This is a genomic window from Microbulbifer sp. JSM ZJ756 (genome assembly GCF_044383805.1).
GTDB lineage: Bacteria > Pseudomonadota > Gammaproteobacteria > Pseudomonadales > Cellvibrionaceae > Microbulbifer > Microbulbifer zhoushanensis.
The window spans coordinates 247,190-263,570 of record NZ_JBISER010000006.1; the positions used below are offsets into that span (position 1 = coordinate 247,190).

14 protein-coding genes are annotated in these 16,381 nt (G+C 62.9%); 10 read left to right on the forward strand and 4 right to left on the reverse strand.

Annotation, left to right across the window (positions count from 1 at the left end; genetic code table 11):
- From ACH6CX_RS11820 to pilG, 4 genes are all read right to left on the reverse strand, one after another.
- Positions 1 to 2,145 (reverse strand): methyl-accepting chemotaxis protein, encoded by a 2,145-nt coding sequence (locus tag ACH6CX_RS11820; RefSeq protein WP_232940663.1) that lies wholly within the window; start codon positions 2,143 to 2,145, stop codon positions 1 to 3.
- A 159-nt stretch (positions 2,146 to 2,304) separates the two neighbouring features.
- The gene (locus ACH6CX_RS11825) at positions 2,305 to 2,847 is read right to left on the reverse strand and encodes a chemotaxis protein CheW (RefSeq protein ID WP_232940662.1); all 543 of its coding nucleotides are present in this window, start codon (positions 2,845 to 2,847) and stop codon (positions 2,305 to 2,307) included.
- Positions 2,848 to 2,862: 15 nt separating this feature from the next.
- Positions 2,863 to 3,225 carry a twitching motility response regulator PilH gene (gene pilH / locus ACH6CX_RS11830; RefSeq protein ID WP_232940661.1) on the reverse strand — a complete coding sequence of 121 codons (363 nt, stop codon included), beginning with the start codon at positions 3,223 to 3,225 and terminating at the stop codon, positions 2,863 to 2,865.
- Between the two features lie 244 nt (positions 3,226 to 3,469).
- Positions 3,470 to 3,865, reverse strand: a complete 396-nt coding sequence (gene pilG / locus ACH6CX_RS11835; protein ID WP_091515145.1) for a twitching motility response regulator PilG — start codon at positions 3,863 to 3,865, stop codon at positions 3,470 to 3,472.
- A gap of 330 nt (positions 3,866 to 4,195) precedes the next feature.
- Between pilG and gshB the strand changes: the two genes are divergently transcribed.
- From gshB to ACH6CX_RS11885, 10 genes are all read left to right on the forward strand, one after another.
- A complete protein-coding gene (gene gshB, locus ACH6CX_RS11840; RefSeq protein WP_237064140.1) occupies positions 4,196 to 5,152 on the forward strand; it encodes a glutathione synthase in 957 nt (318 codons plus the stop codon).
- Between the two features lie 167 nt (positions 5,153 to 5,319).
- Complete coding sequence (locus tag ACH6CX_RS11845; protein ID WP_232940659.1) at positions 5,320 to 6,228, forward strand: energy transducer TonB; 909 nt, start codon at positions 5,320 to 5,322, stop codon at positions 6,226 to 6,228.
- 65 nt (positions 6,229 to 6,293) lie between these two features.
- Positions 6,294 to 6,878, forward strand: a complete 585-nt coding sequence (locus ACH6CX_RS11850) for a YqgE/AlgH family protein (RefSeq protein ID WP_232940658.1) — start codon at positions 6,294 to 6,296, stop codon at positions 6,876 to 6,878.
- Positions 6,878 to 7,309, forward strand: coding sequence for a Holliday junction resolvase RuvX (ruvX, locus tag ACH6CX_RS11855; RefSeq protein WP_232940657.1), 432 nt, complete (start codon positions 6,878 to 6,880; stop codon positions 7,307 to 7,309). Before ACH6CX_RS11850 ends, ruvX begins: the two co-directional genes overlap by 1 nt.
- Positions 7,310 to 7,379: 70 nt before the next feature.
- On the forward strand, positions 7,380 to 8,297 hold the full coding sequence (hemC, locus tag ACH6CX_RS11860; RefSeq protein WP_396675456.1) for a hydroxymethylbilane synthase: 918 nt from the start codon (positions 7,380 to 7,382) through the stop codon (positions 8,295 to 8,297).
- Between the two features lie 4 nt (positions 8,298 to 8,301).
- Entirely contained in the window at positions 8,302 to 9,075 is a 774-nt protein-coding gene (locus ACH6CX_RS11865) for a uroporphyrinogen-III synthase (protein ID WP_396675457.1), read from the forward strand.
- A 118-nt stretch (positions 9,076 to 9,193) separates the two neighbouring features.
- Entirely contained in the window at positions 9,194 to 10,561 is a 1,368-nt protein-coding gene (locus tag ACH6CX_RS11870) for a uroporphyrinogen-III C-methyltransferase (RefSeq protein WP_334079156.1), read from the forward strand.
- Positions 10,558 to 11,799, forward strand: coding sequence for a heme biosynthesis HemY N-terminal domain-containing protein (locus ACH6CX_RS11875; RefSeq protein ID WP_232940653.1), 1,242 nt, complete (start codon positions 10,558 to 10,560; stop codon positions 11,797 to 11,799). The genes ACH6CX_RS11870 and ACH6CX_RS11875 overlap by 4 nt, the downstream gene beginning before the upstream one ends.
- Before the next feature lie 565 nt (positions 11,800 to 12,364).
- Positions 12,365 to 14,638, forward strand: a complete 2,274-nt coding sequence (locus tag ACH6CX_RS11880; RefSeq protein ID WP_334079157.1) for a TonB-dependent receptor domain-containing protein — start codon at positions 12,365 to 12,367, stop codon at positions 14,636 to 14,638.
- A gap of 131 nt (positions 14,639 to 14,769) precedes the next feature.
- Positions 14,770 to 16,353: a tetratricopeptide repeat-containing sulfotransferase family protein gene (locus ACH6CX_RS11885; protein ID WP_396675458.1), complete on the forward strand. Its 1,584-nt coding sequence runs from the start codon at positions 14,770 to 14,772 to the stop codon at positions 16,351 to 16,353.
- The last annotated feature ends 28 nt before the right edge of the window (positions 16,354 to 16,381 follow it).

Here is a 16,381-nt window from a genome sequence, read left to right on the forward strand (position 1 = left end):
TCAGGCCAGGGCGCGATCCTCGCGGGCAGTCGCGTCGTCTTCCTCGCCGTCGAGCATCGGGAAATCATCCTCGCCCACATCCGGCAGATCGACATCGTAGAGGTCGTCACCGGTCTCCACACCGGTATCCTCGGCGGGCAGCTTGAAGCCGGCAACGGACTCACGCAGGGCGGTAGCGGTTTTGGCCAGGTTACCAATGGACTGGGCTGTCGCCTGGGTACCCGCGGAAGTCTGCGAGGTAATCTCCTGAATCACGTTCATCGTGTTGGAGATATGGCCGGCAGAGGAGGCCTGCTGTCGTGCCGCGTTGGAAATGTTCTGGATCAGGGCCGCCAGGTTGGTGGATACGCCCTCAATTTCCTCCAGGGCAACACCGGCGTCCTGGGCCAGGCGCGCACCGCGCACCACCTCGGTGGTGGTCTGCTCCATCGAGGTCACCGCCTCGTTGGTGTCGGACTGAATCGCCTTTACCAGGCCTTCAATCTGCTTGGTGGCGCCGGCGGAGCGCTCGGCGAGACGCTGTACTTCGTCCGCTACCACCGCGAAGCCCCGACCCGCGTCGCCGGCCATAGAGGCCTGGATCGCGGCGTTAAGTGCGAGGATGTTGGTCTGGTCGGCAATGTCGTTAATCAGGCTCACGATATCGCCAATTTCCTGGGAGGATTCACCCAGGCGCTTGATCCGCTTGGAGGTGTCCTGGATCTGCTCACGGATATTGTCCATGCCCTTGATGGTGTTCTGTACCACCTTGGCACCATTGCTGGCGATCTGTACCGAGCGCTCGGCTACCTGGGCAGACTCGGCGGCGTTGGCGGATACCTGGTCAATCGTTACCGCCATTTCGTTAACGGCCGCAGAGGCACCGGCAATTTCCTGGGCCTGGTGCTCAGAGGCCTCCGCAAGGTGGAGGGCAGTCTGCTGCGTCTCCTCGGACAGGCCGGATACTTCCTGGGCGGTACCGTTGATTCGCGATACCAGTACGCGCAGCTGGTCAATCGTGTAGTTGATGGAGTCGGCAATCGCACCGGTAAAGGCCTCGGTTACCGTGGCACTGGTGGTAAGGTCACCATCGGCCAGGTCGGCGAGCTCATCCAGCAGCTGCATAATGGCCTGCTGGTTACGCTCGTTGGTCTCGGACTCTTCACGCAGGCTGCGACGGGTGCCGGAGAAGGCGGTAACCATCATGCCGAAGATCAGCAGCACGAACACACCGGCAAGAATAGCGATGGTCTGGTTATTCGGCTGGCGCTCTGCGGAAAGGTTAACGATACGGTCGTTAAGGGTGTTGAGGGACTCGAGCAGCTGCGGGGAAGAGGCGAGGATACCGTCTGCCGCCTGGCGAGCCGCGAACAGTGCCGGGGTGGCCTCGAAGATCTCCCGTACAGAGGAGCTCACAAATTCAAACAGTTCGGTGATTTCGTCCAGCGACTCGCGGGCCTCCTCGTCGGTTACGCGGGAGATTCCCATCACCACGTCACCGCCTTTCATGCCCTCTACCACCTTACCAAACAGGCTGGCATCGGTATTGAACTGGTCGGCAGCAGACTCGGCATCCTCACCACCCTGCAGCATCTTGTCGATGTTCCGGCCGATACGCTCGGCGCGCCAGACCTGCAGCTGGGCCTGCTCCACCTGGTTCGCGGGGGCGTTGTTGGCCAGCAGGATTTCCACAATGTTGTTGTGCTCTGCCTGCAGTTCCGGCAGCGAGTCGTTCAGGGTACTGGCAACGTCATTCAGGAAGATAATGGTGTCGCGGTTGTCAATGATGGTGTCCGCCTGGGCCCTCACCTGGCGCCAGATCTCACCATACTCAGCCAGCTCACTCCGCAGCACCTCGCGGGTGGACTCATCGGCCCCCTGCAGCTGGTTCCAGGTACTGGTCATGTCGTCGATAACACTCTCCAGCTCGACAAATGCCTGCTCGTCACCGGCGGTGGCAGCGGGGGCGTATGTCACCACCTGGTAGGCCAGGGCCCGCAGCTCGGCAACCTGCTGGAGGTATTGCTTGTCCTGGTCTCCCCGGGACTGCACCAGGAAGATACTGACGATCAGGCCCGCCAATGCGGCGAGCACCAGTAGACCCAAGAACAGCGCGGCCGGGTTGCGGCGTAGCGCGGAAAAGGAACTCTGGGAGCCTGTTTTCATAGTTTACTCCTGGCGGGCCCCGTTTATTGTTGAGGCCGTCTTATTTTCACCACTGTTGAACCGAAGATCGATAGATGCCCCGGCAATACACAATACCAGCCTGCCGGCGACACCTGTTGTGCGTTCATCCCCCGCGGGACAAACAGGAATGCCGCGTACTCAGTGAGCCGCGGCATCCATAAACTGATAATCATTGATCAAGGCGAGCATATCGAACACGAGCCAACGATCCTGCTGCCGCAGGAACTGCCCGCTGATCATGGGTGCGAAAGGCTCCAGCAAATCTCCCGGCGCACGGCGGGCATATTCCAGGGCCAGGTGCTGCATACCGTGCAGCTCATCGACGATCAGCCCGGCATAAACCTTTTCATGCTCCACCACCAGCACCCGGCGCTGGTGGCGGCCACTGCTCAGGCTACCGCCGAAAAACATTGCCAGGTCGAACAGGGGCAGCAACCGCCCGCGGACATTGGCCACCCCCCGCACCCACGGCTGGACACCAGGGATAAAGGTATGCGGCGGCACTTCCAGCAGCTCCACCACTTCATCCATGGGAGCGACAAAGCGATGCCCCAACAGGGAAAAGCCAATACCACTCCAATAGGGTTTTACTTCCTGGCGGCCAGGCAGGCCTGCGGCCTGCGCCTTGGCGCGGTTGGCAATATCAACCAGCGCGAGATAGGGGGACTGTTCAGACTGCACCGGATTGCCGCTGGCTTAAGCCAACACCTCCTCGATCACACCCAACAGCTTGCTCTCAGCCACCGGCTTGGTCAGGTAGGCGCGCGCACCCTGGCGCATGCCCCAGACGCGATCGGTATCCTGGTCCTTGGTAGTGACCATGATGATCGGGATACCGGTAGTGTGGTTGTCCTTGCTGAGCTGGCGCGTAGCCTGGAAACCATTGAGGCCCGGCATAACGATGTCCATCAGGATGACATCCGGACGCTGCTCGCGTGCCACATCCACACCGGTTTCGCCACTGGTGGCGGTAAGCACCGAGTGCCCGTTCTTTTCCAGAATGGTAGTCAGCTTGTGCGTCTCTGTCGGAGAGTCGTCAACAATCAATACCTTAGCCATTTCTTCCCCGTGACATTCTCTGGCCACACAGGCCACTTATTCCCCAAAGTGCCTAGTGCCTGCGTGACTGTTTTGGTCTTGCTGGGCGGGCTGGAAACCGGAAACCGGTACCCGCACACCCTGTTAAGTTTTTTATTGTTGCTTTTTTATCCCGGCTGGAACCGTGATCGGGCCCCGCCGGACAGCGGACAAGCCGCCTATCTTACGCTACCTGGGAGCGCAAAGTCACAATCCGCAACCAGCCCTATGCCGCATGATGGGGCTTCGCGTGAGCGGAAATCGCCCCCATCAGCTCACTCTTGCTGAACGGCTTGGTTAAATATTGATCACAGCCGACAACACGCCCTTTTGCCCGATCGAACAGGCCATCCTTACTGGAGAGCATTACTACCGGGGTTGCGCGGAATTCGCTGTTGTTTTTGATCAGTGCGCAGGTCTGGTAGCCGTCGAGGCGCGGCATCATGATATCGACAAAGATGATATCGGGGCGGGAATCGGCAATTTTTGCCAATGCATCGAAGCCATCGGTGGCCGTGACGACGGTACAACCCGCTTTTTGCAGTAGAGTTTCTGCGGTGCGGCGGATCGTCTTGCTGTCGTCGATCACCATTACCGTCAGGCTTTCCCAGTTCAGCTCCATAGTGTTGTTGTATCCCCTGAATATTTATTTTCGGCACTGGTAACCGTTCTTATTTGCTGCCGCGCCGTTTCTTTGAACCACTAGCAGGGTCTGGGCGCCCCGCGCCACTTTTCCAGGGCACTCGCCGGGGTCGCACGCCAAGGGGAACTTTTAACATAGAACTATCGCACAATCCACCGGTCCCAATCCTGTTCGACGGCATGCACAATTTATCGTCACCCCACCCCAGAGCACTTTCGCGTATATTGTCGCCCGAAACGGTTGCCTCCCCATTGATCAGACCTTACTTTAGCCACGGGCAAAGACGACCAGCAACGGAACCCCCTACCTATGAGCCAGACCCTCGGCGTGGTGATGGACCCCATCGCCAAAATCCAGTTCAAGAAAGACACCACCCTGGCCCTGCTTTTGGCAGCACAGCGCAGCGGCTTCCGGCTCTGGTATTTCGAACAGGGCGACCTCTACCTGGAGGACGGCCGGCCCATGGGACGCGGGCGCCCCCTGGAAGTGTTCGACGACCCCGGGAACTGGTTCACACTCGGCGATGTACAGGACATGCCGCTGGGCGACCTCGACACCCTGCTGATGCGGGTCGACCCGCCCTTCGATAATGAATTCCTCTACTCTACTTACATCCTGGAGGGTGCCGCGCGTGAGGGCTGCCTGGTGGTCAACCGGCCCCAGTCCCTGCGCGATTGCAATGAAAAGATTTTTGCCACCAGCTTTCCCCAGTGCTGCCCGCCCCTGATCGTCAGCCGCAATATCCAGCGCCTGCGGGATTTCCATGCCAGCCACCGGGACGTTATTTTCAAACCGCTCGACGGCATGGGCGGTACCGGTATCTTTCACTGCAAGCCGGACGGCAGCAACCTGGGCGCGATACTGGAAACACTAACCGATAACGGCCGCCGCCAGATTATGGGGCAGCGCTACATCCCCGAAATCAAGGACGGCGACAAACGCATCCTGGTGGTCAATGGCGAGGCGGTACCCTACTGCCTCGCCCGGATCCCGGAAGCCGGCGAGACCCGCGGCAACCTCGCCGCAGGCGGACGGGGGGAAGCACGACCGCTGACCGACCGCGACCGCTGGATCGTAGAGCAGGTGGCTCCCAGCCTTAAGGAAAGGGGACTGCTGTTCGTGGGCCTGGACGTGATCGGTGATTACCTCACCGAGATCAATGTCACCAGCCCCACCTGCGTGCGCGAAATCGATGCGGCCTACGGCACCGATATCGGCGGGCTGCTCATGGACGCGATCACAGACCTGCTGGGGAAAAAGGGATAGACTGGCCAACGGCCGGTAGATGCGGCCCCGGGGATCAATCCCCGGCAAGGTAACCGGGGCATCCCGTGCCGCGTCATCCCGCACCATCACTGCAAACCAGTGATTGCAGTCACCGGGATACCTGACGAGCACAGCGGGCAAATAATAAGCAGTACACAATCACCGGAATGAACTCGACCGCCAGTAATAACCATCCACAGGCAGCCCAGGGCGAGCGCTTTGTCTTCGCACTGTTCCTGGCCTGTGCATTTCACGCCATAGTAATATTCGGCGTGGCCTTTGCCGCGCCGGAAGGTCGCCAGGCGCCGCCGACCCTGGAAGTGACCCTGGCACAACACCACACCACGCAGGCGCCGGAAGATGCGGATTACCTCGCACAGCACAACCAGCAGGCCAGTGGTACCGCCGAGACACCAAGGGAACTGTCGAGCAACCGCCGCGCCGAAATCGCCGATACCCGCATCCAGGAAGTAAACCCGCTGCCACAGCAGCAGGCCGCCCGGCCGGCGGACCAGCGACGCCAACTGGTCACAACCATCGGCGACAGCCCGCGCGAAGCGCCGGAGCTCCCGGCCGAGGACAAGCGCTCCGACGAGAAGCGCGGTGATGCACCCACCGACCTGCCGCAGGTGAATCCGGAGATCGCCAGCCTGCAGGCCCGCCTGGACAAGATCCGCCAGACAATCGCCCAGCGCCCACGGGTCCGCCGGCTTACTTCGGTGGCTACCAAGGCTTCAGCCGACGCCGCCTACCTGCACGGCTGGCGGGAAAAAGTGGAATCTGTCGGCAATGACAATTTCCCGGAGGAGGCCCTGCAACAGCAGATCACTGGCAGCCTGCGGATGATGGTGCGACTCCTGCCCACGGGCGCAGTGGAGGAAGTTGTTATCCTGGAGTCCTCTGGCGAGCGCGTGCTCGACGACGCCGCCCAGCAGATCGTACGCCTCGCGGCGCCATTCGCCCCCTTCCCGGCGGAGATCCGCAAGGAGGCCGACCGACTGGAAATCATCCGCACCTGGCGCTTCGAAATGACCGGCTTCTCCACCGCCGCCGGCAAGATGCCCTCCCGGGGGTAATCCCCGGACCACGGAGCCCGGGCGTTCTCGCCGGCACCCCCGGCCTCCCCGACTAGACTGAGTTTATGCACCGAGACAATATCGACAGCGACCTGACCCACTCCAGCCTGAAGGGGCAATTCCTGCTCGCCATGCCCGGCATGCAGGATCCGCGCTTCCACCACACCATCGCCTTCGTCTGCGAGCACAACCCGGACGGCAGCATGGCGATCGTCATCAATGTGCCAAGCAAGGTGCACTGGAAGGAGGTTTTCGAGCAGTTATCCCTGCAGGATGCCAGCCTCCGAGGTGACGAGGTCGTATTGCTGGGTGGCCCGGTGTCCCCGGAACAGGGGTTTGTCCTGCACGGTACCGGGGCCCAGTTCGATTCCACTGTCGAGGTCAGTCCCGATATCAGTCTCACTGCCTCGCGGGACATCCTCGAGTCCCTGGCCACCGGTCGCGGCCCGGACGATGTGCTGGTGGCCCTCGGCTACGCCGGCTGGGGCGCCGGACAGCTGGAACAGGAACTGGTGGAGAACGCCTGGCTGACCCTGCCGGCAGAGCCGGAGATCCTGTTCGCCACGCCCATCGAGAAACGCTGGCAAACCGCCGCGGCGCGCCACGGCATTGACCTTTCCGGCATGGGCTCGCAGGCGGGTCACGCCTGATGGCCAAACCTGTCACCGCGCTGGCCTTTGATTTCGGCACCCGCTCCATTGGCCTGGCCTTTGGCCAGAGCCTCACCGGCAGCGCCCGGGAGCTGGCACCACTGCCGGCAAAGGACGGCAAGCCCGACTGGAACCGGGTGCAGGCCCTGGTCGCCGAGTGGCAGCCGCACTACCTGCTGGTGGGACTGCCGCTGAACATGGACGGCAGCGAGAGCGAGTTCTGCGCCCGGGCTCGAAAGTTCTCCCAACGCCTCCACGGCCGTACCGGCCTGCCGGTGGAACTGGTGGATGAGCGACTCAGTACCCGCGCCGCTAAAGAAGAGGCATCCGCGCGCGGCCATCGCGGCAACTACGCCGAGGACCCGGTGGACTCCATCGCCGCCCGTATCTTCCTGGAGGACTGGCTGCGCGCCAGGGCCGCCACCGACTGACCCCGCACGCCCACCGCGCCATTATGGTCTGGTAGAATTGGCGGCCCATTTCCCAACCGAACCAGGCAGTATGGCTATAGACCGCATCCGCATCGCCACCCGGCAGAGCGCCCTTGCCCTGTGGCAGGCCAATTTCGTCAAGGACCAGCTGGAGCTCCACCACCCCGGCCTCGCGGTGGAACTGCTGCCGCTGACCAGCCGCGGCGACCAGCTGCTGGATATCCCGCTGGCCAAGGTGGGCGGCAAGGGCCTGTTCGTGAAAGAGCTGGAAAAAGCGATGCTCGACGACCGGGCCGATATCGCCGTGCACTCCATGAAGGACGTGCCCATGGAGTTTCCGGAAGGCCTGCACCTGCCGGTGATTTGTGAGCGAGAGGATCCCCGCGACGCCTATGTGAGCAATCACTTCGCTCACATCGACGAACTGCCGGAGGGCGCCGTGGTGGGTACCTCCAGCCTCCGCCGCCAGTGCCAGGTGCTCGCGCGCCGGCCCGACCTGCAGGTGAAGTTCCTGCGCGGCAACGTCAATACACGACTGGCCAAGCTGGATGTGGGCGAGTTCGATGCCATTATCCTCGCCTCTGCCGGCCTGCTGCGCCTGGAGATGCGCGAGCGCATCCGTGACTTTATCGCCCCCGAGATCATGCTGCCGGCGGGCGGCCAGGGTGCCGTGGGCATCGAGTCCCGCCGCGATGCCGAGCTCGACCGCCTGCTTGCCCCGCTGCACCATGGCGACACCGCAGATCGCCTGGCGGCCGAGCGGGCGCTGGTGGCGCGCCTCAATGGCAGCTGCCAGATCCCCATCGGCTGTTACGCCGAACTCGAGGGCGACCAGCTGTGGTTGCGCGGCCTGGTGGGTGACCCGGATGGCCGCGAAATTGTCAGTGCAGAAACCCGCGGTCCGCGTTCCGGGGCGGCCGCACTCGGCACCGCCCTGGCCGAGGAACTGCTGGCCCGCGGCGCTGACAAGATCCTGGCCGCCCTCTGACCCCATGACCAGTGAACTGCGCGGTGTGCGCGTACTCACTACCCGGCCCGCACACCAGTCCACTGACTGGTGTGCGGAACTCGCCGCCGCGGGCGCCACCGTGGACAGTATCCCCATGCTGGCGATCGAACCCATTGATACCGGCCCCGCCTGCCAGCGCATCAGGGACCAGGTACTGGATTTCGACCAGGTGCAACATGCCATCTTTGTGTCGCGTAACGCAGTACGGCTGGCATTCGACTGGCTGGACAGCTACTGGCCACAACTGCCGGCCGGGCCCCGCTACTATGCCATCGGCGCCGCCACCGCACGGGACCTGGAAAGCCACGACGTGACCTGCAGCAGCGCCGGCGGCGGTATGGATTCCGAAGCCCTGCTGGCGCTGCCGGCCCTGCAGCGGGTGGAAGGCGAGCGCGTACTGGTGTTTCGCGGTGCCGGCGGCCGCACGCTGATCGGCGAGACCCTGCGCGAGCGGGGTGCGCGCGTCGATTACTGCGAGCTCTACCATCGAACCCTGCCGGGAGCCGCCGCGGGGGAGCTGGCAGGCTACAGCGTCCAACCCGACGCCATCACCGTCCACAGCGGTGAAACGCTGGACAACCTGGCCCACTGTATTCGCACCAGCGGCCGCGATGCGCTCTATCGTGCCGCCCTGGTCTGTCCCAGTGAGCGGGTGGCTGAACAGGCGCGGGCGCTGGGCTTCCAGCATGCAACCGCCGCCGCCAACGCCGGTGACCGCGCCATGCTTGCCGCCCTGCGTGCGATCTTTTCCCGCTGAGCGGTCCCGGCCGCCCCGATCGCGGTAAAAAATTTCAAATCCGCGCCAGAGATCGTATAAAGGATGCCGCGAGTCGCTATAATTTGACGACATTTTCCACTGCAGTGCCTGCCAGCTCATGACTGACGACAACTCGAAAAAATCCGGGGATCACAAGGATGTGCCTGTGGTCACGGACCAGGCGGAGCCCAAAAGCAACTTTGCCCGGGCAGCCGCGGACAAAAAAAACGGTGACAAAGGCGGCAAGAAAGCGGACAAGTCGCGCAGCGGCTCCGGCTGGCTGTGGCTGCTCCTGGCCGCCGCCCTGGTGGGCGGCGGTGGCGCATGGGCCTGGTACAACTGGCCGCAATTCCAGGCGGGTGTGCAACAGGCCATTGAACTGCTACCCGACAGCGACAAGCGCGAATCGACCGCGACCGTCGCAGCGCCAGCGGATGACACCCCCACCGCAACAGGTGAGAGCGCAGCTTCCCCCGAACCCGCAACGCCCTCGCCCGCTGAAGCAGGCTCGCGGGATTCGGCAATACCGCAGCCGGTAGCGCCGGACAGCGGCGCCCGAGTTTCCACTCCACCCCACCAGCCCGGCGCCCAACAGGCCGCACAACAGGCCCAGGCCATGGCAGACATGCTGCGCGAACTCAACCAGCAGCGCACCACGGTGGCCCAACTGCGCCAGCAGCTGGCCCAACTGCAACGGGAGCTGGCGGCGCAGTCCAGCCGCCTCGGCGAGCTGGGTAACGTCAGCCGCACCGACTGGCAGCTGGCGGAGGCCGATTACCTGCTGCGGCTGGCCAACCAGCGCCTGCTGCTCGAACGCGACAGCCGCGCCGCCCTGGGCCTGCTGGAAGAAGTGGACCGCATCCTGCGCCGCGTGGACCGACCCGACCTCTACGGTGTTCGCCAGCAACTGGCGCGAGATATTACCGACCTGAAGATGGCCGAGGATATCGACCAGCAGGGGCTGTACCTGCGCCTGGGCGCCCTGCAGGAACAGATGCTGAAGGCCAGTATCCAGCCGGAGTTCGACCTGGCAATGGGCGCTTCCGGAGAGGACGCGCCAGATGATACAGCGGATTCGACACAGCCGGCCTGGGAGCGCAGCTGGGAGAACTTCACCAGCTTTCTCAAGGATTCCGTGCGTATCCGCGACGGCGATATCGACCCGGTACTGCTCTCCCCCCAGAGCGAGGCACGTTTCCGCCAGAGCCTGCGGCTGAATATGGAGCAGGCGCAGCTGGCGGTACTGCGCGGTGACAGCACCGTCTATCGCGATTCCCTGAAAAGCGCGCGACAGCTGCTGCTGGATTACGGTATTGCCAACCAGCGCCGCGATGCCCTGGTGCGCGAGCTCGAGTCGATGGCAAAAGAGCCCATTGAAGCGGAATTGCCCGACCTGAATGCCTCGCAGAAAGCCCTGCACGACTATATCGAGAGACTGCACAACACCAGTCCCGGGCCGGCCGAAGACGGGGGGGCGACATCGTGAAGCGCTTCCTGTTCTCCGCGCTCGCGTTCCTGCTGTTCGGGGCGTTCCTCACCGAAATGATTCGCAGTTATCCCGGCTATATGCTGCTGGCAGTTGGCGGCAAGCGCATTGAAATGAACCTGTGGGTGGCGGTGGGCGCAGTGGCCCTGGCGGTGCTGCTGCTATTCCTGGTCTTCTGGCTATTGCGCAGCCTGCTGCGCGGTGTCGAGGGCGGGGTCAGCCGCATTCGTTTCGGCCGTACCCGCGTGGCACGCCGCCGCCTAACCAACGGCCTGGTGGAATTTATGGAGGGCAACTGGGCCCGCGCCCGGCGCCAGCTGCTGAAATCCGCCCCCCGGTCCGACGCCCCGCTGATCAACTACCTCGCCGCGGCACGCAGTGCCTTCGAACTGGGCTATCGGGACGAGGCCAACGAACTGCTGGCCAAGGCGGAGGCGAGCGGCGACGACACCCGCCTGGCGGTGGCACTCAGCCAGGCGCGCATGCAGCTGCTGGACAGGCATTACGAGCAGTGCATCGCCAGCCTCGAGCGGGCCAAGCAGGTGGAACCGAAACACCCGGCGGTGCTGCAGATGCTGAAGCAGGCCTACTACCAGCTGGAAGACTGGAATCACCTGCGCGCACTGCTGCCGGACCTGGAAAAGCACGCCAATATGCCCGAGGAGGAAATGCAGCAGCTGGAGCAGGAGGTGTACCAGCACCAGCTGCTGGAGGCCGGCGCCCGCCAGGATGCAGAGAAGCTGTTCGATATCTGGCAGAGTTTCAGTGGCCGCTGGCAGCGCAATATGGACCTGCGCGGGCTTTATGCCGAGCAACTGCACCTGGTCGGGCGTGACGAGGAAGCGGAAAAGCACCTGCGCTGGATCCTCAACCATGAGTGGCGTGCGAAGCTGGGTCGCCTCTACGGCTGCCTGACCGGCGCTGATGCCGCGGCGCAGCTGACTGTCGCCGACGGCTGGCTGAAGGAATACGGCGAGAACGCGGACCTGTACACCTGCCTGGGCCGCCTGTGCCTGCGCAACGAGCTCTGGGGCAAGGCGCGGCAGCATTTCGAGAAGAGCCTGACCCTGCGCTCGGACCCCGCCACCTCGGCGGAGCTGGCGCGATTGCTGCACGCGCTGGGGGAAAAAGAGCACGCGGCGGAGCTCTACAAGGAAGGCCTGGTCCAGGCTGTTTCCAGCCTGCCGCAGTTACCACTACCGGGAGAGGCGGCCTCCTTCACCCACGGCAGCCACTGATGCCAGGTACCGGGCCGGCTCATGCAACCCTGGTTCCAGCCAGCCAATCGCAGCAGGTAGCGCAACAGGACCGAATGAGTTTCCGCATGCACCGCCGCCTGAGCGCTCTCAGGAAACAGGCTTTCTGTCATTCCTGACTTTCCGCAGCGGAATTTGCATATTGCAGACAGCTCGCCAAATTGGGGGGCCTGCCTGCTTGCCAGCATGCCCGCATTTTTGTACAACGGTTTACATCGCTAACAAGAACACATGGCTATGCTGAAATACACCCACGTTGTGGGCGACCCGCTCCGCGCTCGCTCCAGCGACTTCTACCTCAGCGAATGGTTCGATAATTGAGTTGACGCTATCGGGCACGGTAGCGGAACCCCCTTTTTCCCTCTCTTGACCTGCCCACGAAAAATCATCGAGTTGTATCTGGTTTTTTAACCCGGCGGGATCAATCCCCCCAGAGCCCTCTCAACTCCCCCCTTGCAGGGAAGCCACAGGTGTATTGCGCCACCTGTGCGGGGAGCCACAGGGGCGACAAAAAATTCATAACTACACGAAAACCCAAGGTGCTCCCATGAAGAGATACAGTAAGAAACTGATTGCCCTGGCCATCGCTGCCAACGCGACACCCGCGGTGCTGCAGGCCCAGGAGGCCGGCAGCAATGCCACCCAGCTCGAGGAAATCACGGTTACCGCAAGCCGTCGTTCCGAATCTATCCAGGAGATCCCCTACAACATCACCGCGGTCACCGGTGAGGACCTGCAGAACGTCGGTGCCGACGACCTGACCAAGATGTCCCAGTTTATCCCCGGTATGCAGATGATCGACGCGGGCGCCCGCAGCACCGGCCTGGTGACACTGCGCGGCATGAACGTCGGCGGCCTGCAGGCGTCCGAGAACCAGGGTGGTAAGGACATCATCTCCCGTTACGTCAACGACACGCCGCTGCTGATCGACTTCAAACTGGTGGATATCGATCGCGTGGAAGTCCTGCGCGGCCCCCAGGGCACCCTCTACGGGCGCGGCGCCATGGGCGGCACCCTGCGCTATATCCTCAACAACCCCAACACCGAGGCAGTGGAAGGTTCTGTCAGCACAGAGATCTCGCAGAATAGCGAAAGTGACGGGATTTCAAGTGAGGTCAGCGGCGTCTTCAACCTGCCGCTTTCCGATACGCTGGCCCTGCGCGTCTCTGGCACTCGTGTCGATGACGCCGGCTTCGTGGACTATGAAAATGTGCTGGTTGAGCCGGGCGTAAGCAATGCTGAGCGCACCATCAAGGATGCCAACACCGAGGAAACCAATTCCGTCCGCGCTGCCCTGCGGTGGGAGCCCAACGACACTTTCTTCGCCCAGGCCAGCTACTACGTGCAGGACCAGACCGCCGGCGGCCGCCAGGCAGTGAACCCGGAGTTCACTGGCGGTGATTTCAGTTCCGCACTGCGCTACGAGGAAGTACGCGAGAACCGCGACGACCTGTTCAATGTGGAACTTGGCCTCAATACCGACCTGGTGGAAATCTTCTCGACCACCTCCTTCGCTGAATACGAAGGCACCGGCAACCGCGACCAGACCGACCTGCTGTGCGTGGACATCTGGCCTGGCTACTGTGACTTCCCCGAGTTCTCCGGCTTCACCGTGGACGACAACAACTCGGAATCCCTGGTGCACGAGACCCGTATCCTCTCCACCGAGTCCAATTCGCCGGACTGGCTGGACTGGATCGCCGGGGTTTATTACGAGGAGACTGACACCCTGCTGGATGCCCGTGAATACACCCCGGGCTACCAGGACTGGGCCGGCATCGATACCGGGTATGGTGAGCTTGAGTACTGGCGCTTCGCCGACAGCACCTTCAAGGAACAGGCGGTATACGGTGAAGCAACCTTCCACGCCAATGACCAGCTGCAGTTCACCCTGGGTGCACGATACTTTGAGCAGGAAGAGAATTACGCCTACGACTGCACACTCCTGCCCGTCTACTGGTACTGGACCCGCGACACCGTCGAGCCGGAATGTGATGTCCGTGACGGTTCGATCGATGACACGGTATTCAAGTTCAATGCCGCTTATGACTTCACTGCTGACGTAATGTTCTATGCCACGGTGGCCGAGGGGTTCCGTCGCGGCGGCACCAACGCCGGCGCCCAGCTGCTGGACAGCGAGAAAGCCTACGATTCCGATACCGCGGTCAACTATGAACTCGGCTGGCACACCACCCTCGCCGACGGTGCCATGATTTTCAACGGCGCGCTGTTCCGGGTGGACTGGAAAGACCTGCAGGTCCCCACCAAGTCCGAGCTTGCCGCCATCAACATCACCGGCAATGCCAACCAGGGCCAGATCGACGGTATTGAACTGTCCACCCAGGCGGCCGTCAGCGATAACCTGACCCTCAGCGGCTGGGTCACCTATTACGACCATCGCCTGGATGGTGACGCGCTGGCGATTGGTGGCTATGACGGCGATGCCTTCCCCGGCGTTCCCAACCTGCAGTTCAACGCGGCCTTCGATTACTTTATCCCGGTTCCTGTGGGTGAGCTGACCCTGCGCGGCAACGCGTATTACAAGGACGAGGTCCAGAGCCGCCTGAATGATATTACTTACGAGGATGAGCTGTACGAGTTCGACAACTCGGACAATGAGGTGCTGGACAGCTACGTTGTCTACAACCTGTCAGCGGATTACCGCCTCGACCAGTGGCGCGCTTCCCTGTTCCTCGACAATGTCACCGACGAGTACTACTTCTCAGGTGTGCGCAGTGCCAAGCGCTACGGTGAACGGGGCCAGTTCTATTACGTCGGCCAGCCCCGCACCATGGGCCTGAATTTTACTTACGAATTCTAACAACCACCTCTCACAGGATGCTTGAGCGGGGCCCGGCCCCGCTTTTTTGTGTCCGCTTTTCCCGTCCCCGGAAAAACCGCTAACATCAACGGGCAGCCGTCTCGAGATGCAAACCCAGAGGTACTGACGCCATGCCCGACACCGATATCGCCCGACGCCTGCAGCAGGTACGTGACGCCATGCAGAGGCGGGACTGGCGCACCGCCACCCGATTGAGTATCGAGGTACTGCAGCGCGACCCGGACCAGCCGGATGCGCACCTGGTGCTGGGCCTTGCCGCAGCCGAGGGTGGCAAACCCGGTATGGCACTCAAGGCCTTCGACCGGGTTCTGCAACTGGACCCCGGGCGCTTTGATGCCCGCGCCCAGCGCGCCCGTTGCCTGGTGCAGGCCGGTATGCATGTGGAGGCAGAGCAGGAGGCCGACCGCTGTGTTCCGCAGCTGGCCGACAACGCCAAGCTACTGGACCTGGTGGCAACGGTGTACAGCCATATTGGCAAGCAGCACAAGGCCGCCCCGCTGTTCCGCCGCGCCGCCGCGCTGGCTCCGGCGGATATGGCCATCCTCTCCAACGCCGCCTCGGTAGAGGTTTTCCTGGGTGAAAAGGAACGCGCACGCACCTACCTCGAACAGGCCCTGCAGCAGGACCCCGGCCACTACCGCAGCCACTGGCAGCTGTCGAAGATCCACCGGGCCGGGGACCGTGGGCATATCGAGGCGATGGAGAAACTGGTATCGGGGCTCGGCACCAACCACCCCGGCCGCCCGTTCCTGCACTATGCCATCGGCAAGGAATACGAGGACCTGCAGGACTGGGACAGCGCCTGGACCCACTACCATGCCGGCGCCGAGGCCCAGCGCCGCCGTACCGATTACACCCCGGCTGCGGACCGGGCGCTGTTCAAAACCCTGCGGCAGGGGTTCGACCGGGACTGGCTCGAGTCCACGGCCACGGGAAAAACCGCAGACAGCGATGCTGCCCCGATATTTATCCTGGGCCTGCCACGCTCCGGCAGCACCCTCGTGGAGCAGGTCCTCGGCAGCCACTCCCGGGTGCAACCGCTGGGAGAGCTCCACCAGTGGCCACTGGCGGTGAAAAGGAGCACCGGTCTCACAGTCCCCGGGCTGGTCAATGCCGAGATCGCCGCGGCCGCGGCCGGTATCAATCCGGCTGAAGCTGCCGAAACTTACCTGGGGAGCATCCGCCACCTGCGTGGTGATGAGCCCTGTTTCACCGACAAGTTACCGGGCAACTTCCTCTACCTGGGGCTGCTGGCCAAAGCCTTTCCCCGGGCGCGCTTCGTCCACGTTCACCGCAACCCGATGGACAGCTGCTTCGCCATCTACAAGCAGCTGTTCGCCGATGCCTATCCCTACTCTTACCGGCTCGACGAGCTGGCGGACTACTACCTGGAGTACCGGGCCCTGATGGATCACTGGCAGGCACTTCTTGGCGACCGCCTGTACAGCGTGAATTACGATGTGCTGGTGGCGGAACAGCGCACGCAGACGGAACGGCTGCTGGACTACCTGGGCCTGCCGTTCGAGGAGGCCTGCCTGGAGTTCCACCGCTCCGGGGCCGCCGCTGCCACCGCCAGTGCCTCCCAGGTACGCCAGCCCCTGCACGCCCGCTCCGTGGGACGCTGGCGGGAGTTTGCCGGGCAGCTGGCGCCACTGCGCCAGAAGCTCGAGCAGGCAGGGCTTGCCGTGGACTGAGTTCGGGCCACTGCCTGATCCGGATATT